Annotated in this window: 15 protein-coding genes; 6 read left to right on the top strand and 9 right to left on the bottom strand. The window is 32.4% G+C overall.

Annotated features, from left to right (window positions below; all coding sequences use genetic code 11):
* Positions 1–3: 3 nt before the first annotated feature.
* Genes IEV77_RS04720 through IEV77_RS04710 form a run of 3 tightly spaced genes read right to left on the bottom strand, consistent with a single transcriptional unit; the run spans position 4 to position 2,937 of the window.
* Positions 4–1,137 (bottom strand): tetratricopeptide repeat protein, encoded by a 1,134-nt coding sequence (locus tag IEV77_RS04720; RefSeq protein WP_188462324.1) that lies wholly within the window; start codon positions 1,135–1,137, stop codon positions 4–6.
* Positions 1,130–2,566: a M56 family metallopeptidase gene (locus IEV77_RS04715; RefSeq protein ID WP_188462322.1), complete on the bottom strand. Its 1,437-nt coding sequence runs from the start codon at positions 2,564–2,566 to the stop codon at positions 1,130–1,132. The genes IEV77_RS04720 and IEV77_RS04715 overlap by 8 nt, the downstream gene beginning before the upstream one ends.
* A gap of 2 nt (positions 2,567–2,568) precedes the next feature.
* Positions 2,569–2,937, bottom strand: a complete 369-nt coding sequence (locus IEV77_RS04710; protein ID WP_188462321.1) for a BlaI/MecI/CopY family transcriptional regulator — start codon at positions 2,935–2,937, stop codon at positions 2,569–2,571.
* A 131-nt stretch (positions 2,938–3,068) separates the two neighbouring features.
* Here IEV77_RS04710 and IEV77_RS04705 point away from each other — a divergent pair, with 131 nt between their 5' ends.
* Positions 3,069–3,578 (top strand): DUF456 domain-containing protein, encoded by a 510-nt coding sequence (locus IEV77_RS04705; protein ID WP_188462319.1) that lies wholly within the window; start codon positions 3,069–3,071, stop codon positions 3,576–3,578.
* Between the two features lie 252 nt (positions 3,579–3,830).
* On the opposite strand, the gene IEV77_RS04700 is transcribed toward IEV77_RS04705, so the two are convergent.
* The 3 genes from IEV77_RS04700 to IEV77_RS04690 all read right to left on the bottom strand — a co-directional run bounded on the left by IEV77_RS04700 (position 3,831) and on the right by IEV77_RS04690 (position 6,884).
* Complete coding sequence (locus IEV77_RS04700; protein ID WP_188462317.1) at positions 3,831–4,505, bottom strand: response regulator; 675 nt, start codon at positions 4,503–4,505, stop codon at positions 3,831–3,833.
* A gap of 8 nt (positions 4,506–4,513) precedes the next feature.
* Positions 4,514–6,538, bottom strand: a complete 2,025-nt coding sequence (locus IEV77_RS04695; protein ID WP_188462315.1) for a tetratricopeptide repeat-containing sensor histidine kinase — start codon at positions 6,536–6,538, stop codon at positions 4,514–4,516.
* 157 nt (positions 6,539–6,695) lie between these two features.
* The gene (locus IEV77_RS04690) at positions 6,696–6,884 is read right to left on the bottom strand and encodes a hypothetical protein (RefSeq protein ID WP_188462313.1); all 189 of its coding nucleotides are present in this window, start codon (positions 6,882–6,884) and stop codon (positions 6,696–6,698) included.
* A 447-nt stretch (positions 6,885–7,331) separates the two neighbouring features.
* On the opposite strand from IEV77_RS04690, the gene IEV77_RS04685 reads away from it, so the two are divergent.
* Positions 7,332–8,672, top strand: a complete 1,341-nt coding sequence (locus IEV77_RS04685; protein ID WP_188462311.1) for a DUF2254 domain-containing protein — start codon at positions 7,332–7,334, stop codon at positions 8,670–8,672.
* Between the two features lie 50 nt (positions 8,673–8,722).
* Here IEV77_RS04685 and IEV77_RS04680 read toward each other — a convergent pair whose 3' ends face one another.
* The 3 genes from IEV77_RS04680 to IEV77_RS04670 form a co-directional block, all read right to left on the bottom strand.
* Positions 8,723–9,469: a PRC-barrel domain-containing protein gene (locus tag IEV77_RS04680; protein WP_188462309.1), complete on the bottom strand. Its 747-nt coding sequence runs from the start codon at positions 9,467–9,469 to the stop codon at positions 8,723–8,725.
* A gap of 11 nt (positions 9,470–9,480) precedes the next feature.
* Positions 9,481–10,128 (bottom strand): hypothetical protein, encoded by a 648-nt coding sequence (locus IEV77_RS04675; protein WP_188462307.1) that lies wholly within the window; start codon positions 10,126–10,128, stop codon positions 9,481–9,483.
* Positions 10,129–10,301: 173 nt separating this feature from the next.
* A complete protein-coding gene (locus IEV77_RS04670) occupies positions 10,302–10,646 on the bottom strand; it encodes a cupin domain-containing protein (protein ID WP_188462305.1) in 345 nt (114 codons plus the stop codon).
* A gap of 1,093 nt (positions 10,647–11,739) precedes the next feature.
* Between IEV77_RS04670 and IEV77_RS04665 the strand changes: the two genes are divergently transcribed.
* From IEV77_RS04665 to IEV77_RS04650, 4 genes are all read left to right on the top strand, one after another.
* Positions 11,740–14,769: a T9SS type A sorting domain-containing protein gene (locus tag IEV77_RS04665; protein ID WP_188462303.1), complete on the top strand. Its 3,030-nt coding sequence runs from the start codon at positions 11,740–11,742 to the stop codon at positions 14,767–14,769.
* Between the two features lie 454 nt (positions 14,770–15,223).
* Complete coding sequence (locus IEV77_RS04660; protein ID WP_188462302.1) at positions 15,224–16,735, top strand: helix-turn-helix domain-containing protein; 1,512 nt, start codon at positions 15,224–15,226, stop codon at positions 16,733–16,735.
* Positions 16,732–17,880 carry a tetratricopeptide repeat protein gene (locus IEV77_RS04655; protein WP_188462300.1) on the top strand — a complete coding sequence of 383 codons (1,149 nt, stop codon included), beginning with the start codon at positions 16,732–16,734 and terminating at the stop codon, positions 17,878–17,880. Before IEV77_RS04660 ends, IEV77_RS04655 begins: the two co-directional genes overlap by 4 nt.
* Before the next feature lie 159 nt (positions 17,881–18,039).
* Positions 18,040–25,833 (top strand): choice-of-anchor J domain-containing protein, encoded by a 7,794-nt coding sequence (locus tag IEV77_RS04650; protein WP_188462298.1) that lies wholly within the window; start codon positions 18,040–18,042, stop codon positions 25,831–25,833.
* Positions 25,834–25,854 lie beyond the last annotated feature (21 nt).

Here is a 25,854-nt window from a genome sequence, read left to right as displayed (position 1 = left end):
ATTTTAATCTGTATTCATAAACTTTTCTTGTTTTAGTTCAGATAATTGTTGTGCAGCAACGGCATTGAGAACACTTTCGGGGAATTCTTTGATAAATTTTTCGTAGAGCTTTATTTTTACATCGATATCTTTATAATAGGCATTTTTTGTTTGTAGTAAATAAAATGCCGCCATGTCATTTCTAGGGTTTTCTTGAAGTGCTTTATTTAAAACGGTAATAGCTTCTTTGTATTTCTTCTGATAATTTAGGACTCTGCCTAATTGCACATATTGTTTATCTAACGGAATATCTTCAATTTTTAATGCTAATGTATAATAGGTTTCTGCTGCAGTATAATCCTTAACTTTTTCATAAAGTCGTCCTTGTATAAACAAATTCTTTGTGTTATTTGGCTCAAATTTAAGCGCTTGCAAACCATACGCTATCGCCTGTTTTTCTCTATAAGTTTTACTGTAAGACTCACTTAACTTTTCATAAATAAATTGTGATGACTCACCCAATGCCAGCAATTTCTCAAACCAAAGAATAGCTTTATGATAATCCTGTTGCCAAAAATAATTCTGAGCCTTTAAACTTATAAGTTCCAAATTAAAATCATTTGATTGTAAACCCATGTCTACCAATTCTTCAACCGTTTTAAACTGTCTTTTTTGCAAATGATATTTTGCCACTTTATAAATGGCTTTTTGATGCAAACTATCTAATTTAATGGCATTCATAAATTCTAAAACAGCCAAGGAGTCAGCTTCTTTCTCTAACACCAATCCATATTCATAATGATAATTTGGGTTTAATGAATCTATAGAAATTAACTTTTTAAACTCGGTAGAAGCCGATTTAAAATCCTTCGTTTTAAATAACAATCTAGCGTGCTCAATCTTTAAAAGTGAATTATCTGGATGTGCGTCCATACACAATTTATAGTTTGCGAGTGCTTCGTTATAATTTCCAATAGCTATATACGCATTGGCAATTTTCTCATAGACATCTTCCTGATTTTGATGGGTTTTATAGGTTTCAATGGCTTTGGTATAATATCCATTGGAATACAAACTATCTGCAAGCATTAAAACCGAAGTTTGAGCTTCGGTTTTAAAAAAGGTGAATATTATAAATAGAACTAAATATCTACTCATTTATTTGAAACTTAATTGGCAAGTAATAAGGAACATTAACAGCTTTTCCATTGTGCTTTCCAGGTATCATTTTTGGCAACATATTTACAACGCGAAGAGCTTCTTCTACCAGTTCTGGGTTTTCTGCTCTTGCTTTAGCTTCAATAATATTTCCTTGATTATCTATTTTAAAATAAACAGCTATATTTACTATACCCGTTAAGTTTAATGTTTTTCCTAGATCTGTATTGAAGTTTTTAGCAACAAGTGTATTAATTTGTTTACTCATACATAATTTCTGTTCCTCGTTAGTACTGCCACTTTCACAACCTGGAAATACTGGAACTTGATCTATAACTGAAAATGGCACATCTTCTTTTTTATCAAAATCAGAGGTGCTAATTGATTTTGTTGAAACATCCTGACCTTGAACATTTGCTTTAATTACATCTAAAAAATAGGCTGACATCTCTTCCTTTTCGGTGTCATTTAATTTCCCATCGGTGTCAAAGGATTCAATGATCATTTTTAATTGATCTTCTTGAGGATTTTCGCTTAAAACAGCAATACTTTCTTGATTTGTATCACTACAAGAAGAATAAATTAACATCCCAAAGACCATGGGAATTAATAGTGCATACCTTACTAATTGGACTTGTTTTGATTTTGATTTTTGTAACATAACGATTCGTTTTTTGATTAATGATTGTTTAAAAAATGGATTGATGAATGATACCTGTTGGGCATTAAAAACTTGCGATAACAGGTTTTGATAATATTGTTTTTTATTGTGTTTTACAGCTTCAGCATCTGCTATAAATTCGTGTACCACCGAAATTCTATTTTGATACATGTAAATGAATGGATTAAACCAAAACAGAATTCTAAGGATTTCGAAAAATAACATATCGAAACTGTGTTTTTGTTTCACATGGACCAACTCGTGTTTTAAAATGGTATCTCTTTCTTCGTTTTCTAATTGCATACCCATAAAAATGTAATTAAAAAAGGAAAAAGCATCCCGACTATTTTCTAAATTCACTATTTTCAAATTAGATTCTACGTGTTTTTCATTGTTATATATTAATCGGAAAATGTTAATCAGTTTATAAGCAAAAAAGGCAAAAGCAATAGTGGATCCAATGTAGAACAAATACATCCAAGACCAAGAGAAACTCGAAGCCTGATTAACTCCTTCAATTAAAACTTCGTCTAAAACTATAGGGTTTTGTTTTCCAATAAAAACTTCTGGAAGTGTGATAATATATTGTTGTGGAACGATGTTTTTAAACATCTCAATTTTAATAATGGGCAACACAAAAGATAAAGTTGCGGTTATTAAAAGGTAAGCTCTATTCCAATTAAAGAAGGTTTGCTTTTTTAAGAATGCATCATAAACTATTAAAAAGAATAACTGAAATGCGATTGCTTGAATGATATATGGTACCATAATTAATCTTTTTTATTAATGTCTTTTAAAACAGATTCCAAATCTTGTAAACTGATGTCGTTTTTCTTCACAAAAAAGGATACCATGCTTTTAAAAGAACCTTGAAAGTAATTATCCACAAGCGAATTCAAGCTTTGATTGCTGTAATCCTGCTTTTTTAATATGGGAAAATAGATATGCCCTTTCCCTTGTTTTTCATAGTCTACAAACCCTTTGCTTTCCAAAATTCGAACTATGGTTGAAACTGTATTATAGGCTGGTTTCGGTTCTGGCAAGAGATCTATAATTTGTTTGACATTTGCTTTTTCAAGTTGCCATAACACCTGCATGATTTCTTCTTCGGCTTTGGTGAGTTGTTTTGTGGGCTGCATAATTTTCATGAATTATTTAAAACTAAAAACTTAGTTGAATACAAATATAACTAAATATTTAGTTTAAACTAATAAATTAGTTAATAAAATGTAACAATCATTTTATATCTTCGTCTTATAACTAAAAATTTATGGACATTTTTTTGACTCTCTTAGGCTTGCTATTTATGATACTTGGTGTTTTAGGAAGCTTTCTACCCATACTCCCTGGACCTCCATTAAGTTGGGTTGGATTACTACTACTGTATTTAACAAATGCCATCCCTAATAATTGGTTGTTTTTAGGCATTACTTTAGCAATTGCATTAATAGTTTTTGCATTGGATTATATTATTCCTGCATTGGGAACTAAAAAATTTGGAGGCAGTAAATATGGCGTTATTGGTACAACACTGGGGTTAATAGTTGCTATTATTTTTCCAATTTTAGGGGTTTTTGGAATTATAGTATGGCCTTTTGTTGGTGCTTTTATTGGAGAAATATTAAATAAGTCTGATTCTAAAACGGCGGCAAAAGCGGCATTTGGGTCCTTTCTTGGTTTTTTAACCGGGACATTTATAAAATTTATTGTCGCTGTAATCTACTTTGGATTTTTTATTAAGAAGTTTTGGGAATATAAAAGTGACATCTTTAGTTTCTAGAAAGAAGAAACCTTGTAGCTTTAACAGATGTTAAAACCACAAGGTTAGTGTAAATGCTATTATCAACTAATTACTTCTGAGGGATTAATTAAATGTTGTTGATAGGTCAAATATAAAGTGAATATTTAATATTTTGTTACGGTAAAACCACAAGATAGTTACGGTAAAACCGTAATTATCAATGACATCAAGGATTTTGACAGGTTGTAATTAGCTCAAAAACCGAAATTTTAACACTTTTTGATAGATATTTTATATAAAACCCTTTTTTCTTGCTTCTTCCAGCAAGGTTTCATCACTTCCATCCGAAATTCTAAAAAGTTCTTTTAAGTGTTTTTTTCGTTTTTCAATGGCACTCATGGATAGATCTATAGAGTCCGTGAGGCTTTTAGTTTTAATCCCTTGTGATAATAAGTGAAGAATTTTTCTGTTTACTTCGTCTACAACTAGATCTGTAGAAATTGTTTTTCTAATAATCTTATTTACTGTACCACTATAAAATGGAGGGTTAGCCAGAACCGCCTGAAAAGCATTTGCTAATTCCCTAGAAGTTAAATCGCTTTTAATTAAAAATCCTTCTGGATTGATGGTTTTTACAATGTTATTCACCCGATAGGTTTCATTAAACATAGTAAGGATTACTATTTTTGCATTTGGCATGATGCTTCGCGCATGCATGGCTAGATCTTCGCCCGAAGTATATTTACCATCGGAAGATGGTGGTAAACTAATGTCCATAAATAAAATATCATATGGGTAATCTAGCGCAATGGCTTTATTCATTAATTTAATGGATTCGTCGCAATTATTTGCAATATCAATTTTTATATCTTGACTCTCTTTTTTAGTCGCTAACAACGTATTTTGATATCCTTCTATAATCATGGGATGATCGTCTGTCATTAAAATGCGAATAGATTCTTGCATGAATTTTTTTAGGTTAAAATTGGGGCTTTTATAGTTAATGTTGTTCCAGAATCCATAGAAGAAATTATGTCTAATTCTCCATCAATTTCTTTAACTCTTGAATTTATATTTTTTAATCCGATACCTTTTCTAGCTTTATTAACATCGAATCCAGTACCATTATCTGCAATTGCTAAGCAAATTACATTATTTATTTGGTTAAAGCTAATATGAATTTCTGTTGCATTGGCATGCTTGTAAATATTTTGAATAGATTCTTGAATAATTCTGTAATAGTGGATTTTTGTTTTGTTGGAAATACCATCCCAGTCAATATTATCGTCGTTTCTTAAAACATAATTTAGTTGATATGCTTTGGTTTGGGTTTCTAAAAGGGTTTTGATAATGCTTATATAATTTGAACCAGAAACAAAATCTGTATTTAATTCATGGGACACTTTCCGTATGTCTTCTTCAATTTCTTTAAGGTCACCTAAATATTTTTCTCTAGAATCTATGGCTTCTGGCTTAGAACTCATATTTAAACTATCCAAACTCAATCTAATTCCAAAGAGTCTGCCTAAAATACCATCGTGCATTTCTTGCGAAATTCTTTTTTTCTCTGCAACTCTTGCTTCATCTATTTGATCCTGTTGAGACAGCATTAAATTATATATTTCTTCGTTGGTTTCCTGCTGCTGTTGATTGAACTTTAATTCTTTGTTTTTGGTTCTTTGGGTAACAATGATATACAATAATAATAAGGTAAAAATCAACCCTATTGATAAAAATAGCAACCACAGTCTTTCTTTTGAAATCTGTATATTTTTCTCTACAATTTGGTCTGTTTCAAATTCTATTCTAGCAAATTTATTTCTGATAGCTCTTTCCTTATTTTGAAGACTATCACTTAGAATTACATATTCTGTTAAATGGGTTTTAGCACTTACTTCATCTTCTATTTTTGATTTAAGCATAAGGGATTTCAGAATCACATTATTAGAACTAGTTTCCAATCCTAATGTGTATGCTTTATTTGCGAAGAAAAGTGCCGAATCTTTATTGTCTTGGTCTAAATAAAATTCAGAAGCATTTAAACTAACAGACATCATACTATAAGGATCTTGTATACTATCACTAATTTGATATGCTTCTGAAAACATATCTCCTATTTCATCTAAACTGTATTTTTTTGACAAATGTTTTATATAGGCATAATCACCTAAAATAAGAGAATAATTTTCAGGCTCCTTAAGTAGAATTTTTTTATTTTGAAATAAGTTTTGATAGATTTTTAAAGCTTTATCATACTGTTTTAATTCTTTATATATTAAGGCTATATTACTATTTGAATATAGGGTGTAAATAAAATTATCTTGTATTTTATCGCTATACGTTAAAGCCTTTTCATGATATTCTATAGCCTTATCGTATATACCCAATTCATCAGAAGCAATAGCTATTAAATTGTATAATGCCCATAAATTATCGAATTTCACTTCCGAATCTGGAAGATTCTGATAAATTCTTATGGCATTAAAAGCATTTTGTTCACAACCTATATAATCTCTTTCTTCGAATTGAATATCGGCCATACTAGCCAATACTTCTGCTTCTTTTTGACTTTTATTTAATTTTTTAAACAGTTTTGAAGCATTATAAAAGTAAAAATAGGCGCTGTCTTTTTGCTCTTTTTGTTTATGATACCAGCCTAAAACATTATTTATGTAGCCAAGTGCTAAAGAATCATTTATTTTGGTTGCAAGCTTTAAATTTTCGTGGTTTAAATCGAATAAGGAATCTACATTTCTTTCCCTGAGATAGAGTGTAGCAAGAATGCGCTTACTTTTTAATATTGTGGAATCTTGTTTGGAAGCCTCAGATAATTTTATGGCATATTTAATGTAATATAATCTCTTATCAGCATCTAAATCTATTTGTGCCAAATTTCGATAATAACTGATACTATCTAATAGTGTATTAGAAGGTGTATTTTGCGCTTTTAAGGGTAAGCTTAAAAATAAGGATAGTATAAAGACTATTTTATAATACAATACAGATTTATTTCAGTGTCTTTCAAATTTATAATTTTTTATGACACGAATACCATCTATCTCATAATATGATTAAAAATCCTCATTTAATGACATGAAAAAGCACGCCTATTATAAAATAAAAAACGCGCTTATATTTGATGAAGTGAAAGAACTACTATCCTTGCTCAGGTACTTTCACTCCTTTTTTAACATGTCTATTAACTTCAAAATTATACTTGAAGTTGTCAACACTCGAAATATTTTTCTCTTTAGTTGGTTTAGTTATTACTGGATCTTGCAGATTAACTCCAGATACGGTTACGCAAAATAATACGACTAATAAAGTAATTGTTAGGGATTTCATATATTCTCAATTTTAGGGTTAACAAATAAATAATGTTTAACAAGTTTTGTTTTTTACAAAACTCTAATAGAGGGAATAAATGGATATATTAATTTATTTTTAAAACATGTGCATAAATTAATTACAAACATATTTTATTAACATGAGGGAGTAAGACAACTATGTCTTGAATGGAATAATTAACCTTATTTAAGCTGAATAAATCGATTTAGGGACTTAAGAAGGGCTGTAAATATACTCTAAGGTACAAATAAAAAACAATAAACACGATAAAAAGCGTTTTTTTATCGACAAAAAGCATAAATATATGTATTTGCCTACAAAATAAAATTCAGAAATTAATTATTTTCATGAAAATGGATTCCATTATCAAATACATTAAAGTGTCTTAATCATCTTGTTTATAAATCAAAAAAATGTTGGTAACTTGTAGACTCAAACCAATATATGAAATCGCTTTACAATAAATTTATAAGTTTTATACATACCATTCAGGGCAAAATAGCCTTTTACCCAACATTGTTCAGTATTGCCGGTTTTAGTTTTGCCATACTTATGCTTTATCTAGAAAAAAAAGGGATTTCAGCATTTGTTTTAGAGCATGTTCCGCAACTAGTTATAAACAATGCAGACACAGCAAAAACACTTTTAAGCTTTTTAACTGGTGGCATAATTTCAATTATGGTATTTAGTTTTTCTATGGTAATGGTGATGTTGAATCAGGCATCCAGTAATTTTTCACCCCGTGTACTACCGGACTTGATCTCCAATAGAAGCCATCAATATATTTTAGGAATCTATTTGGCTACCATTTTATATAATATCTTCACACTTGTTGGAATAAACCCACGAGAAACAGACAAATACCAATTACCCGGTTTCTCTGTTCTTATTGGTATTATTTTCACCGTTATTTGTCTGGGTGCCTTCCTATATTTTATTCATTCCATTTCTCAAGCCATTCAAATAAATAATATTTTAGACAATATTTATGGCAAGGCAAAAGAACGTCTAGAATCCTTATTGGAAAATGAATCGGAAAAAGCGCCTAATTTCCCAGATAGTTCCAATTGGAAAACATATTACAGTTCAAAAACTGGTTATTTTCAAAATGTAGCTATAAATAATTTAAAAGATGTTTGTGAAGACCAAGGTATTCAGTTGAAAATACTTCCTTTTCAAGGCATGTTTGTTTTACAAGAGATCCCAATTATTCAAATTAGTAAAGAAATTGATAACAATTTAGTAAAACAGGTATTATCTAATTTCAATTTTGCAAGAGGTGAATTTGTTGAAGATAATTATGTTCTTGCCTTTAAGCAAATTACTGAAATAGGAATAAAAGCCATGTCTCCTGGAATAAATGATCCTGGGACGGCTTTAAGTACCATTGATTATTTAACTGAATTGTTTGCTATAAGACTGAAGAAAAATGATAGAACCATTTTTACTTCGAAAAATAGTGATCCATTGATTGAAATAACTACTGTTAATTTTAGAGAGATACTTTACCAGGTTATGGTTTCTTATAGAACCTACTGCAAGCACGATTTAAGTTGCATTCAAAAATTATTTATCATGTTCAAGTATTTACTTTTACAGGAAATCCATTTTCCAGAATACCATGATGCTCTTATTGAAGAAGCCAAACTATTATATGAAGACACAAAACAAACTATAACAAACGCTACGGATTTAAAACGCATAGAGGAGCTATATCAATCTTTACCAAAACAGGGGCATAAACAACTTAAAAACAAGAATTCAAATACTGAAAATATTATATAAAAAAAGCTTCAGTATAAGTGAAGCTTTTTCTTATTAAATTAAATAGGTAACTAAAATCTTGGATTACGATTTTTTCTAAACTGTTCGTCATCGAACTCCTTTCTTTGGTAAAAACGGTCGTCATCATAAATATGATTGTTTCTTTGTCTTCTTTCAATTTCAGATTCATCATCAGTAAAAATCACGGTCTCATCAACATCAGAATTCCCTAATCCATCTAAATCTCCAGTATTTCTAATGTTGTGATAGGCTCTTATTTCTTCACGAACTATTTTCCTAATACGTGCCTCATTCGGAATTTCTCCAAAATTCACCTCATCATTCCCAATAATAATATTGTCATTTTCTTTAGGGCTCGTTCTTCTTTCGTAGGAGTTCAAAACCTGCATTTCATAATCCCTATTAACGTTATCACCTTTACGGTAACGTTTGGTTTCAGAAAATGTTTGATGGTCTAATATATCGGTATACACATATTTTGAATCCGTATTTAAATCTGCCAAACCTATTGGAATAATAATGTGGTTTTCTCCATCTTTATTCACAAATTCACGTACTTCCACATGACTTGGTCTTCCGTATGGATCGTGTTTTGCATCAATAATGGATTTATCAACCTCTACATCCAAATAAACAACACGTTCAGCCTCAGGATTCACTAACAGATTATCCACTTTTCCAATAACACGATTGTTAAAATCTTTCACATCCCAGCCTCTCACGTCTGGGTAACCTTCAGATATTTTATAATCTGAAAGTTCATTCATATAATAGAGATGTTTTTTATGTTCTGTCATGATGTTTTAATTTAAGAGTTCATTTTGATAAGCACTTCATTCGCCTTTCTAAAAAATGTCTGAAGTGTTGTTTTTTGTTTATCAATAGTTGATGAAGTAAGCTTATTAGAAGTGGCTTTCAAATTGGCAACCTCAGCTTGTAGCGCTGGAAAATTTTTGGTTTGAAGCGTTTCCAAAACAGTTACAATATTATTAGTAACTGATTTCAGGTTTTTAGAAATCCCTGATCTTTCTGGCATGTCGGAAGTGTTCATCCCAACTTCCTGAGACGCATATTGTTCAAGATCATTCCAGGCTTTGGAACTTTCTAAGTCGTGTTGTGTTGCAGTTGCAATAACAACATTAGATAAATAATACAAAGCTGTTTTTGTGTAAGTAGAATCTACACCAATTCTAGTGGAATCACTAATTGATTCACTATAATCCATCAAAGCGACCTTGAAGTTAGAGTCTGGAGAAGCTTGCGTATCTTGGTAGGTATTGTTTTTATATATTGTATCGGTATTCTTATTGTAGATTTCTTCAGAATTCACATCGTCTGAATAATCTTCGTTTTCGTTATTTTCATAAACGAAATAAGCAACAAGACCCAACAAAATAATAAAGCCCAAAATCCATGGCCATACTGGTTTTTTCTTTTCAATTTTAATTTCTGCCATAATAATAGTTTTAGAGTTTATATATATTTGTTAAAAACACATAAAATGCATTTTTCAACTCTCAAAACTACCAATATTATAAAAGGCAGATTGGCTCAAAACATTTATATATTGACTTAATAAATAAATATTTAGAGATTTATTTCACCTTGTTTTTTAAGCGTTATAAAAAATTAAGATTTGTTAGCAACATCTTCCACACGTTTTGCAGAATCCATTTTATTTAAGCTTAAGCGCACTGTGCTCGTTTTAATGGCAGTTAAATCGTGAGGCACACCTCCTTCTAAGGCAATTAAATCGCCTTTTTTTAAATGGTGGACTTCTCCATTTACACCAAAATCTATAGCACCTTCAAAAACTTCAACTACAATAGGAAAAGGAGTTTTATGCTCTTTCATTACGTGTCCTTCTTTAAATGCAATTCTAATTTCCTTGCCCGTTTCGGTTTCCATTAAAACTTGAATGGCTGGTTTTGTTTCATTATACTCCAAATTATAGACTAATGATGCTACTTTCATAATAGGTATTTTAAATTATTTACAATCCTTATTTAGAATCATTCGAAATTAATAAATATTCACGTCATTCATACAGCTTTTAGAGAATTTTTTAATAAACAGTTTAAAAGCCAGAAAGCATTAATTGTTAAAATTTTTCGATCCCTTTAAAAAGGTGAAAAAGATTTAAATTAAGAGTTAAATTAATGTTATACTTATAAAGAAGGAAGGTTGGAGAAGATAAGAATAAACTAACTATGTATAATAGTAGGTTTAATAATGAAATGTCTAAAAACAAAAAAGCATCCCAATCTTCTAAAAAGAAAAAAGGAAAGCTTTCCATTGGATAAAGCTGAAAACCTTCAACTTTACTACCATTGACAGACTACTACACCTGTCAAAACAACACAACTAAATTTTTGATATTATTTAAGACTTAAGGGGCTTAAAATAATATAATACTTTGAACGGATTTTAGACTACCCGAACTATTTATTCTTGCATTACTTATTTATACAAGTTTCTATTTTTTTTATGAACTTAGCTTTATAAAAAGTATCTCAATAAAAATGACTCTTTTGTTAAAAAATAAGACTGCAAATATATACAAATTTTATACTTCAGCAATTTTATTATTTTGAAAATGATTTAAAAACTCATCTTCAATATCAATTTAGTTGAGAACAAAAACAGCCCAACAGGCACTACTAAGATTATGTGGTAATAAATTCAGAAACTTTAACTCTTAACTATTCAATAAATGAGTTTATGGATTAAGTACATGAAAAATTACTTTTGCAATTTAATGCTTAATTTCTCATCAAAGGGCTATAAATCAACAAGGATAAACTCCAAATTCTCTTAATTACAATCCCCAAATTATAAAATTATATAAAAACCCCCATAACACTTTAAATCACTATTAATCAACATTTTAATATGTTTTTTCTGCTTTCAAATTTCGGGAAATACAAAAGACATCCTCTTTATATATAGTATATCTATTTATATATTTCAACTCTGAACGACATTCCGAAAATGTTTACATCATAATTTTCATCTCTAAAAACGTTCTTAAAAAAACTTAACTAATTACTAATTTAAACAAAAAAAAATGAAGAAGATTACTTTTTTATTAATGATGCTCTTAAGCATTACAGCATTCTCTCAAGTAGATATTGTTGAAAATTTTGACACCACCACAGATTTCGGTATTCCTACAGGTTGGACTGAAACTGGAGGCTTTGGAGTTTCAGCTGGCACAACGTGTGAAGCAACTGGAAAGGGTATTACAGTAACACAATACCCTGATGGCGTAACCCAAGCAATTGCCACTTTAACCACACCAAATTATACAACTGTAACCAATGCGACTGAATTAACCGTTAGTTTTTCAGTGAATACATATACAGAAGGTTGGGGCTGGCCACCTGCGCCTGCTGGACCTGCTACGCCTTGGGGAAGTGTTACTATGGAGTACTCTTTAGATAGTGGAGCGACTTGGATTACTGGTGTAACAGTAGATGACTCTAACTTTACATTTACTGGAAGTTGTTATTCTGTACCTGCTACAGATCTTGGTGTTCTTACAGCAGGAAGTAATTTTCAAGCACGATTTGTCGTTTTTGCTGACGTTAACAACTGGGTATTAACGACTCTTATAGACAATATTTCTATTGTACAAGTAGCATCAGAAGTACCAAATTGCGATGTAACGTTATTATCACCTTTAAATGGTGCTGATGATGTAAATCCAGATGCCACTTTAACATGGCAAGCTGCCACTGGTTTACCAACAGGATATAGCGTTTCAATTGGAACTGCCTCTGGACTAAGTGATATTTTAAATGCAGGAACAACAAGCGAAACTAGTTATTCGTTAGATGGACTTGGTTTGTTATTTGAAACTGAATATTTTGTTAACATTGTACCTTTTAATGGTATAGGATCTGCAACTGTAGATTGTACTGAAAATAGTTTTACAACTCGTAGTACACCAGATGTAGGTGCTACATGTTCAATGCCACTTACTATAGATTTAAGCGCGGGTGTATACACTAATTCACAAAATACAGTAAACTTTGAAAATAATGTGAATGAAGGTCCTTGTTTTGGATATAATACAAACTATATCGATGGATATGATGTATTTTATGAAATCACACCAGCCACAGATATTTCAATAAATGTTTATTTTAATGTAACCACGGGTAGTTATGGAGGACTTCATATTTTTAATGGTTGTCCAGATTCAGGAACAGCAGAGTGTGTCGATGACATTAATACTGGAGAAGAGATACAAGAGCTTGTTTTATCCGCTGGTAACTCGTACTTTTTTGTAGCTAGTAGTAATGGATTTGATAGTACAATTGCATATAATCTTACAATAGTAGAAAATGATTGTATTAATCCTGAATTTACACTAACACCAATTCCCGTTTGTTCAGATGGCTATTATACAATTGATGTTGATATTACCTATTTAGGACTTGCTAATTCATTAACTTTAACTGGCGGAGCTACTCCAATTAATATTACTAATACTGGAATAGTAAATATAGGTGTTTTTAGTAATGGATCTACAACAGAATTAACATTAACCAATAATGATAATTCCGATTGTTATACTGTAGCTGAGACCTATTATTTTTGCCCACCAGCAAACGATGATTGTGGAAATAGCATTGAGTTAACGGTAAACACCGATGAAAACTGTACTACAATTTATAGCGGAACCAATGCAGGAGCAACAGAAAATGCTGCTAATCCTATCAACTGTGAAGCAGGTTTTGCAAATACGAATGACGTTTGGTATGAATTTGTTGCTACTAATGAAACCATCATTTTAGAATATTCTAATATAGTGGGTGTAATTGGTGTAGAAGATGATTATAACACTAAGCAATCTACTGAGTTACTATCAGGAAACTGTGGTACTTTTACAAGCCTTGGCTGTTTCCGTAGCGATTATGTACTTTTTTCTAATTTAACAGTAGGTGATACATATTATATTAGAAATAGCTCAAGAAGTAGTGGTGAATTGGCTCATACTTATGATATGTGTTTAAGATTACCAACAACACCGCCTGCAAACGACGAGTGTACTGGAGCTATTGAAATAACAGTCTCTACCGATGAGACTTGTAACAATGTAATAACTGGTAATACTTTAGGAGCTACCACTTCTACAGACAATTCTTGTAATGATCAATACACAGAAGGATGGGGAGATGTATGGTATTCTTTTACATCAGGAGATGCTGGTGCATATCAACTTAATTATACGAGAATAACTGAATATTTTGAACCAGGCTTATACCTTAATGTATATTCAGGAACTTGTGGTGCTTTAGCTCCAGTTGATGATAATTGTACAAACAATGGAAGTTCCCCACAAGTTATTTTCATGGATGCTTCAGAAACTGTATATATTATGGTTAGAACTTCTAACACGGCTCCTAGTGTAGACTTTGAATTATGTATCTATCAATTACCAGATCCTGTTGCAAACAACGATTGTTCAAACTCTATTGTGATTCTGGAATCGGAAGACGCGACTGGTAATAACATGGTAACAGGTACTTTTGAGAATGCATATCCTTCTTCAGAGAATGTTTGTAATTCAAGTAATACTATTTGGTATAACTTTACACCTACTAATTCAGGCGTATATAACTTTATAACGGAGCAAACTACAGATTCCCCAAGATTAGCAATATATAATTCTGACAATTGTTCTGAACTAGTATACGATGACCTTCTAGCAGGAACTGGTTGCTATAATGGTACGGAAATAGCTCCAGAATTAGAAGCTGGGCAAACGTATTTAATTCAAGTAAGTAATTATTATAAAACTGGTGAATTTAATTTAACAATATATCCAAGTGAAACTATAGGTGTGGAATCTTATAATTTCGAATCGTTTAAATACTACCCTAACCCAGTAATTAACACATTAACTGTTGAATCTAAAGACAACATCTCAAATGTTAGTATCTATAACATTATTGGTCAACAGGTGAAATTAGTTACTCCAAACAACTTAAAAACAACCATTAATATGGATGAATTAAATAATGGAGTTTACTTTGTTACAGTAACGATCAATGGTTCACAAAAAACAATCAAAGTGATTAAAAGATAAATATTTAGACCTTATTTTGATTAATAGCAAAAATAAAACATGGGCTATCTTTTAACTGATAGTCCGAGTTTTAAATCAAAAAATAAATACTCTTATTTTACCCAAACTAAATTAAGGTGTTTATTATTTACTCTAAAAAGAGTAGTTTTTTTCAGAAAAAAGCAGCCACAATGGCTGCTTTTTTTATGTTTTATAAAGAAGGAAAAACAGAAAACAAATGGTATATAATTTTAATTTAATACCCAAAATTAAGACATAAAAACAATCGTCTTTTAAAGTTTAGTATCTTTACTATATTATAGTTTTTCAACTAAAATGGCCTACGTTAAGCTTCGAAAGCTATATTTGTAAAAAAAATTAAAACATAATAAACTTTTTGATAAGCAGAAAAAAACAGGATTGTTTAAAAAGACTTATACTAAATAAGACTTTATTCATTACGATTATTAGCTTCTTGATTTCAATTAGTTTGTATTCGCAACAAGATAATCTTGCCTTAAAAGCAGAAGAGCTTATTTACTCCAATCCAGATGAGGCTATTAAAATTGCGTCTCACATTTTAAATTCCAACCAAGAACCACAAGAAAGAGCCATAGCTAACTTGCTGTTGTCTAAAGGGTATTTAGTTAAAGGCGATTATAATAATGCTATAATTCATGCATTTGATGACACCAATCAACTTGATAGAATTGATATTAAGACTCGAATAGAAAATCATATAATTAAAGCTACGCTCTTAAGAAAGCTCTATCTAGACCAACAATCGCAAGAATATCTCAACAAAGCCAGCTTATTAACTTCCAAATTAATATCTGATAAAAACCTATTCGAAAGTCAGATCTCTTTAGAACACATACATATGCTTCTAGACAGGCTTAACACGGACGAAGCAATTACAGCCATTGACAAAGCTAAAATTCAGTTTAAAAGTTTCTTAATAACTAATTTTGACGAAAAAAGAGCCTTTTATCTTGTTAAAGAACGTGCTTTTTTCAGCCTCTCTAAATACGATTCTGCCTTTGTATACATTGAGAAAACCCTCGACTTATTAAATTCTTCTCCTAAAAATAATCTTTATGAGAAAGCCCTAATTTATAAAGAATTAGGCCATTTATATTTACAAAAAAAGGAATTTGAAAAATGTAAAGAGAATCTTTTTATTGCTTTAAGATTCGCTGAAATTATAAACAATCCCTTTCTTTTAGAACAAATAAACAATGATTTAGCCATTAGTTATTTGGCTTCAAATCAAAAAAATCAACACAAAGCTTATAATGATGAATTTTTGGTTTTAAACAATTCAGTTGAACAAATAGAACAAGAATCTGTAAATACATTTTACAATATTTTTAGTGGTCAAGAAGAAAAACAATTAAGAACCGAAAATCAAAAATTCACCAATTATTTATACTTTTTATTGGCTGTCCTTTTCTTTATTATAATCGTAGGAATATTAATACTTATAAAAAGTGAAAATAGAAAAAAACGTATAAAAGAAATTATTAATTATTTGGAGGTAAGTAGAACTAACTTCTTAAAGGTAAAACCTTCAATCAAAAAAACCTCGAAACGTTTCATTATTCCTGAAGAAACAGAACAAAATATTTTATTAAAACTAAAACGCTTTGAAAAATCCTTAAAATATTTAAATAATGATATGTCGCTTGCTGTTTTAGCTGGTCAATTTGAAACTAACACAAAATACCTTTCAGAGATTATAAACAAGCACTATAATGACAATTTTAATACCTTCATTAATAAACTTAGAATTAATTATATTATTGAAAAATTAAAAACTGATTCAAATTATATGAATTATAAAATCAGTTTTTTGGCAGAAGAAAGTGGTTTTTCTACTCATAGTAGTTTCGCAACTATATTTAAATCGATAATAGGGATGTCTCCAGCCACATTTATAAATTTATTAAAAACAGAAAGAGAAGAAATTAAAAAGAATACTAAATGAGTATAAAGTTTAAATATCATCTTCCTTTTTATATGCTTTTTATAAGTATAGTGTCTATTAACGCAACAGAGTTACAGAAAAAACAAGTTGATAGCTTGTTAAGTGCTGCAACAAAAAATGTATATGAAAACCCAAATAAAACGATTGAAGCTGCCTTATCAATTTTTAATAACACATCCTATTCTATAGAATCAAGAACTCGGGCTTTAATTGTGGTATCCACTGGCTACTCATCCAAAAGAGACTACAAAAAAGCTTTAGAGTATATTATTAAAGCAAAAGAATTTTCAAGTCATCTGGATGACAAAAAACTGCAAATTCAAATTCTATTCATGACAGGTGTTCAATATCAGCAACTAAAAATCTATGATAAGTCCATCGAATCAATGGAAGAAATTGAAAATCGATATCTCATTTATTCTGAACGAGACTCTGTAACAACCATATTGGCTGCAAGTTATTTAGTAAAAGGGTTTATATATAAGGATAATCTGAATTGCGACATAGCTCTCGAATTTTTCAATAAAGCCCTTAATGTATATGATGGGATTGGGCAAAACTATCATAATAGAAGTATTGGATATTACAATAAAGGGAACTGCTATATTCAATTGTCAGAATACAGCAATGCAAAACAGAGTTTTAGCAAAGCTATTGAGTTTGCCAATCTTGAAAATGCTACTAGCTTGGTATCTTTTGCACAAAAAGGCATGGCAGAAGTGCTCACCTTAGAAGGCAAATATAATGAGGCTGTTATATTATTATTGGAGGCTCTAAATAATTCCAAAAATGTAGGCGATTTAGTTTTAAATTTAGGTATTTACAAAGGGCTCTTTGAAAACTATTTAGCCCTAAACAAATCAGATGATTATCAGAAATATTACGAGTTGTTTTTAAAGACACAATTAGAGGTAAAAAAATCTGAACGAAACTCGGTTAGCGATTCAATTAAAGAGAATTCTAAAAATTTAAATGAAGAATTAAATCATATTAAATCGCAATTCAGGAATAGACTCAACTGGATTATATCAATAGTGATTCTCTTCATTGTAATTGTTATTCTGATAGAAAGAAAAAACAAAAAAACCATAAATACACTACAAAAAAAGGTTGAAACCATCCAAAACAACAAATCTTCTTCATAATTCCTTCTAAAGAGCGTTTTACAACATAACACACTGATTTAAAGTGTTTTAATACGCGTTCTTGCCTTTTAAATTTCGGTAAAAAGCAAAGTCTTAAACTATATATATAGTATATATATACATATATTTAACCTAAATTATTAACTGAAATTGTTTGACATGATAAACAAGTTACACAAAACTGTAGCAACTAAATCCTGCTTTTCTTCAAGAAGAATGGATAAAAACAGAAGCCTTAATTTCGCTTTTATTCTATCTTTATTTTTTCTAATTTCCGGAAAAGGATTTGCCCAATTAAATGAATCATTTGATTCTGGTATTCCTGCAACATGGACCCTTTTCGGGAACCCTAATGCTAATATAGATTGGAGTTCTACAACGGACGGCTATTTAGGTACCGACGGTGTATCAATAAATCCTAGCGCAGATAATATTGGTGATCAAAACACCGCAGAATATTTCTTGGTTACACCACTAATTTCTGTTCCAGAAAATGGGGAAATTCAATTTTACACAAAACAAGCAAGTGAAATAGACTATGGTACAGAATATCAAATACGGGTTTCTACAGCTGCACAACCAGATATTGATGGTTTCAATATTGTTTTACAATCTTATACTGAATCAGATTTAAACTCAGGCTTACAAACAGAATACGAGAAAAAGGTTGTACAATTAACTGGTATTCCAACAGGGTTAAACATATATGTCGCTTTCGTAGCTATTAATACACAAGATGGCGCAACACCAACGGGAGACGAATGGTTTGTTGACCAAGTTTCTATTTTAGAAGGTTGCGTTGGAGTGGAAGACGTAACTATTGAAAGTATTACTGTAGATTCAGCTTTAGTAACATGGACACACCCTACTGCTACTAATTTTGAAATACAAAGTGTACCAACTGGATTCCCTCCAGCAGCAAGTGGTAGTGGTGTATCAGGCTTTAGTTCTGAATTGTTTGGTTTAGACCCAGAAACAGAATTTGACATCTATATTGCTGCTATTTGTGATAATGGCACACAAAGTGCGTTTGAAGGACCTTTTACATTTGAAACCTTAAAATATGGTTTATCTTGTGCTGAGCCTATTATTGTTCCTGATATTTCGACAACCCCATATGTTTTTGCAGACAATTTAGCTAATTGGGTAAACCCAGACGAAGTTTATACGACTGAGGGTTCAGGTTGCATACCAGGTACAGGTACAACTAACTATTTAATGGGAGATAAAGTATTTTTTACCTACACTCCTACCCAAGATGGGTTAATAACATTAACACAAACTACGTATGATGATAATAACGCAGAAACTAACTGTTGGAACAGTTTAAGCTCACTACTTGTTTACAACAGTTGTGAAGATGTTGGTGTTAATTGTCTTGCAGGTACGTATACAACACAAGGTTCAGATCCTAAATCAATAAGTAACCTAGAAGTTCAAGCAGGTGAAACGTATATTATAATAGTCTCTTCAGTATTTGGTTCGGGGGCAGGATTGTGCTTTGAATTGGTTATTTCAGGGCAAGAATGTGCACCTCCAGCTGATTTTGGATATAATAATTTAACAGAAAACAGTGTTGCATACTCTTGGGATAATATTGGAGGATTTTCTAATGCTTGGGAATATATTGCAGTACCAACTGGTTCTGGAGAGCCTACAGGTTCTGGAACACCAACCAGTACCAATGTAGATAATGCTATTTCAGGATTAACTACAGCTACTACTTACGATTTATATGTAAGATCTGTATGTAATGGTACTCCAGGAATATGGAGCAATCCAGACACATTTACGACACAATGTACAACATTTGACACACCATATTTTACAGATTTTAACGATGCCACAAACGAAAACCCAGAACCATGCTGGACCACTATTGATGCTAATGGCGATGGTATTACCTGGAATTTTATTGGCGGATGGGCAACCACAGTAACACGTACCTCACGATACGAAAATCATGATTTCTATGTTTCACCTCGTATAAATTTTGATGGTACTCCAAAACGTTTACGCTTTAAACAAAATTCTACGCAAGGCACATCAGTTGTTACCATAAAATTATCAACAACCGGAGTTGGTTATGACGACTTTACGATTGTGGCATTAGCTCCAACAAGTATAAGTAATACAAATTTTGAAGAATTTATTGTTGATTTACCTGATATTACTGGAGAGGTAAATGTAGCTTGGATTATTGAGCCTAATACAACTGAAACTGCTCTTAGATACTCTATTGATGATGTGTTTATTGAAGACAAACCATCTTGTCCAGATCCACTGGATCCATTTGCGATAATCATTACAGACAATTCAGCAAGGTTTTTCTGGACTCCTGGTGGTGATGAAACCGAATGGGAAGTAAAAGTTCAAGATCTAGATTCTGGAGTACCTACAACACCTGGTGTTCTAACAGATATCAATACACTTTACCCAGCTACTGGTTTAGATTCAGGTAACAGATATGAATTTTATGTCAGAGCTGCTTGTGGAGTAGATGACTTGAGTCAATGGGTTGGCCCTGTCCCATTTACCACGTTATGTACATCCTATGATACGCCATTCTATGAAAGTTTTAATGAAAATGATCCAGATACGAAAAAGTTCTGTTGGGAAGTTACAGGAGATAATGATGGCTCCCCAGGATGGTGGATAAGAGAAACGAATGTTATATATCAAGGTGAAGGGAGTGACGATTATTTAATTTCTCCAAAAATTAATTTAGATGGCGAAAAGCTGTTGACATTTGAGGTTAGAGCTGACTTTTCACCATTTTATAGCGTTGCCCGACATGGAATAGAGGTCCTTATGTCTACAACAAATACAAATCCAAGTAGTTTTTCAGTGATTTCTCCTCTGGAAATAATCACCAATAGCGGATTCGAAACAAGATCTATAATAATAGACGGAAACGGCCCCATATATATAGCCTTTAGAGTACCTACTGAACTTACAGGACCTGTATCTACCTTGACACTAGATAATGTGAGTATAATTGATGCTCCAGACTGTCCAGACCCTACTCTATTAACCGTAAATACAACTTCAGAAACGACTGCAGATTTATCTTGGACTCCAGGATATCAAGAAACAGCTTGGAATATTGTGGTTCAACCTGAAGGAACAGGGATACCAACCACAACAGGTGAATCAACTACCACTCCAAATTATACTGCTACAGATTTAACAGCAGACACAGCTTATGAATTCTATGTAATGGCAGACTGTGACCCTGAAGGAAGTGTATGGGTTGGCCCTATGCGATTTGATACTTTATGCTTGCCATTTACAACGCCTTTTGTAGAAACATTTAACTATGACTCTACTTCGGAAGATTGTTGGCAAACTGTTAATAATAATGGTGATATCAATTGGTGGGAAATGAACAATGTCGCATATCCCTATGAAGGAGATCAAGCAGCAGCTATTAGTACACAAACTAACGGTGCTAGCGACGACTGGTTAATTTCTCCTACAATTACTATCACAGAGAATCAACGATTAAGATACTACTACAGAGTGACTTACGACTGGAGAATTGAAGATTTAGAAGTACTCCTTTCTACCAATGGAACTGGTTTAGATCAATTCACAACCGTTTTATACGATTCTGGAGATGACCCTGTAGTTATCAATAATGTAAATTATTTAGTTAAAATAATTAATTTACCAGATGGAATTGTTGGTGATATAAACATCGCATTTCACATACCAACTTACCCGCCTAGGGATGAAGGTTATCGTGGTGCAGCTCTTATTTTAGACAATATTAATATTGAAGATAGACCTGAATGTGCCGAACCAACTAATATTACGTTCTACAACATTATAGACACAGAAGTACTGGTAGGTTGGGATACCAATGGTGATGAAACTGAATGGGAAATTTCAGTGCAACCATCAGGAACACCTGCTCCTGTAGGAAATACAGACCCTAACTATTTATACAGCGCTCCAACCAATCCGTTTCCAGTATCTGGACTTACGGCATCCACTAGCTATGATGTCTATGTTAGAGCTATCTGTGACAGCTCGGAAAGCGAATGGACTGGTCCTAAAGAATTACTAACAAAATGTAGTTTTGAAAACCTATGTCAATATACCTTTATACTTACAAGTGACTATGATATATCGGCAACTCTAGACATTACTCAGAACAACCAAGTGGTACAATCATTAGATTTCGAAGGGGAAGAAGATGAAGAATTTACGGTATTTTTATGTTCTGGAGTAGAATTTTCAGTTTTATTTTCCACTTTAGGTAGTGCACAGCATCAATACGATAATTACCAGTTTGACATCTTAAACGAACAAGGAATAGTTTATCAAAGCCCTGTTGGTCTTCCACTAGGAACTATTGTGTATGAAGGTGCTGCCATATGTGGTGCCATTTCATGCCCACAACCTACAGATCTTACCATTAGCGCAACAAATGTCATGTCTTGGACAGCAGGTGGCAGTGAAACACAATGGGAAGTGGCTGTACAACCTCTAGGAAACGGTACCATACCGCAATCTGGGACGCTTGTATCTACAAACTCTTACACACCAACAGCTTCAGATTTTATTGATCCCTATGCAACTACTTACGAATACTTTGTAAGAGCTATTTGTGGCACAGATGACGAAAGTTATTGGTCGGGACCTTTTAAATTCATTCGAAATGATGATGTTTCAACAGCTACTACTCTTCCAATAAATTCAAATGAATTCTGTGATCTTTTTGCTGCAGATGTGTCATTCCTTGGCGCTACTGCTTCATCAGAAACTATGAGTTGTGATGGTGATAATGCAGGAGATGTCTGGTTTAACTTTACAGCTGAATCTGTCATCCATATTATAGAGGTTAACGGGTTTTCAGGAACCTTTTACTATGCAACTGGAGATGAAGCTTATCCGGATATTACCATGACGCTTTACAAAGATAATGGCGCTGGTAATCTTGAAGAATTAGCGTGTACCTACGACAAAGCATTAGTCGCTATGTATTCATCTGAATTAATTGTAGGTGAAGATTATAAATTAAGGTTGACTTTAAATAGTACAATAGCTAATAGTCGCAAATTTAAAGTATGTTTAAGAACACCTTCAGACCTTTGTTCAGTAGAAACGGTAAATGGTGGTTTCGAAGATCCTTTAATGGACAGGACTGGTAGTTTCCTAGGCTTTGTAACAACACAAGTTATAACAGGATGGCGTAGTAATCTCCTTTTAGAAGAAGCAAATTCAGTGATTATTTGGGAAGACTTATCGACTTCAGGTTTTGAACCTTATGAAGGTGGTCAATGTGTTCAAATAAGAACCGATGATGACAATTTAATAGATCCAAATGACCCAGAAGTTAGAGGCTATTATAGAGACTTTGATTCATCTGAAATAACATTATTCGATTTTAGTTATGCACATTTAGGAAGATCTGAAGACAATTCCCTTCAAGTAGTTGCCGGCCCACCTGGTGGTCCTTATACCGTGATTAACGAAAACGTAGCTGTTAGAATGGCTTGGACCCTTGTATCAGGAGAATATCAAGTACCAGCAGGTCAAAATTCTACCCGATTCATTTTTAGAGCTACCACAAACGATGATATTGGAAATGTTATAGACGCTGTAAATATTGTTGGTAACAATGAAATTATTACAGAATCGTTTGAAGTTGATTGTAATGATGCCGTTGCTACCGTTCAAGCCAATGGAGCTGGAACATGGATTCCTAGTGATAGTAATCCTAGCTTAGTCACTTTTGCTGATGCAAATAGCAATTCAACTACTATTTCTGGCTTTTTAGAACCTGGCGTTTATACCTTTACTTGGAAAACAAGCTATTGTGAAAATGATATTGAAATCAGTTATAATGGAATAGCAGATATGCCAACTGTTGAAACACCTGTTCAATATTGCTTAAACGATACTGCTCAACAGTTAACGGCAACACCAACCGGTAGTTACACCTTACTTTGGTACACGCAAGCTGTTGGTGGAACTGGAAGTACCACAGCTCCAACTCCAGACACATCTTTAATTGCAACAACATCTTATTATGTTGTAAATGTTGACGACAATGGTTGTGAAGGACCACGTACCGAAATTGAAGTTATAGTCAGCGATTCTTTTACACCTGAACTAACTTTCAGTTATGCAACAACATGTATTGTAATCGCCGATAATCCAATGCCATCATTAACTACCGGATTTGCAACGGGAGGTGTATTTAGTTCAACTACTTTAACTGTTGATGCTACAACAGGTGAAATTGACATGGCATCTACTACTGCAGGTATACATGATATAGTATATACTTTTGATGGAGATACAGACGCATGTACACTCGCAGGAACTTATACGGCAACCATAGAATTTACCAATGCAATAACACCTGTTACCAGTTTTGATTATGGTACAATACCGTTCTGCTTACTTTCAAGCAATTCAGTATTACCAAATCTTACTACTGGATTCACAACAGGAGGTGTATTTAGTTCTACAACTCTAACAGTTAATGCTACAACAGGAGAAATAGATTTAACTTCTGGAACAATAGGCATGCACGATGTTGTCTATACTTTAGAAGCAGATCCAACAAACTGTATCGACGGAAGTACATCTACAACTACTATTGAAATAGTTGAAACAATTGTTCCTGAAACCATGTTTACCTATGCACAAGACCTTTATTGTTCAGATAGCGGTAACATATTACCAGATCTTGCAACAGGATTTACAGCAGGTGGAACTTTTAGTGCAGAAACGGGATTAAATATTAATTCAACAACAGGTGAAATTAATACGACAACAAGTACTGCTGGAAACTATAACATTACGTATGTTATTTCCGAAGACTTAACAAACTGTTTAGAAGGTGCTACAAGCACATTTAATATAACCATTCAGGATACAATTAGTCCAGTTACGATGTTTGATTATGGAACTCAGTCATTCTGTTTATTAACAGGAGATACGGTTTTACCTAATCTAGCAATTGGGTTCACAACTGGTGGCATATTTAGTTCAACAACTATAACAGTTGATGCAACTACTGGAGAAGTCGATTTAACATCTGCAACTGCAGGAGCACATACTGTGGTTTACACCATTGATGCAGATCTAGCCAATTGTACTCAAGCAGGAACTTATACAACTCCTATTGAAGTAGTTCAAGTTACAAGTACTGTTTCCGGATTTACTTATGCTGATAACGTTTACTGTGAAGATAGTACGAATGTATTACCAACTTTAGAGACTGGTTTTACACCTGGAGGTGTATTTAGTTCTGAAACAGGATTGTCCATCAATGCAACTACTGGGGAAATTAATATCTCAGCAAGTGCCATGGGCAATTACACGATTGTTTATGAAATAGTCGAAGACCTTGCTAATTGTATTGAAGGTAGTATCAGTTCTTTTGACATTACAATACTTGATGAAATAGAAGTTTCAATTGAAGGAGCTTGTAACGATACAGAATATTGGTTAACCGCATCACCCGCTGGTAACTCTTATGATCCAAATGATGTAACATATACTTGGATGGATGCCAATGGCCTTGTAGTAGGTGAAAATTCGGAAACATTTAATGTCACCGAATATGCGAATCAAAATCAAAATATTACTGCACCTACGCAATTTACAGTTACTGTAGAATTTGGAAGCTGTTCAACTACGGCTTCATTTACAACAGAAAGATTATCATGTAAAAATATACCAAGAGGAATTTCCCCTGATGGAAATGGTAAAAACGACAACTTCGACCTAACAGGTTACGGAGTGACACATTTAGAAATTTTTAACCGTTACGGCACAACAGTCTTTAAGTTTACTGGCAACTATACAAACCAATGGTATGGTCAATCGGACAAAGGAAAAGAACTTCCAGACGGTACCTATTTCTACAGTTTAAGGAAAGCAGATGGCACCTCCGAAACTGGATGGGTATTTATTAACGGCCCAGAATAATCATAAATGAAAAAGCAATAT

The organism is Xanthomarina arctica (assembly GCF_014638915.1).
GTDB lineage: Bacteria > Bacteroidota > Bacteroidia > Flavobacteriales > Flavobacteriaceae > Xanthomarina > Xanthomarina arctica.
This window is presented reverse-complemented; position numbering and strand designations above follow the sequence as displayed.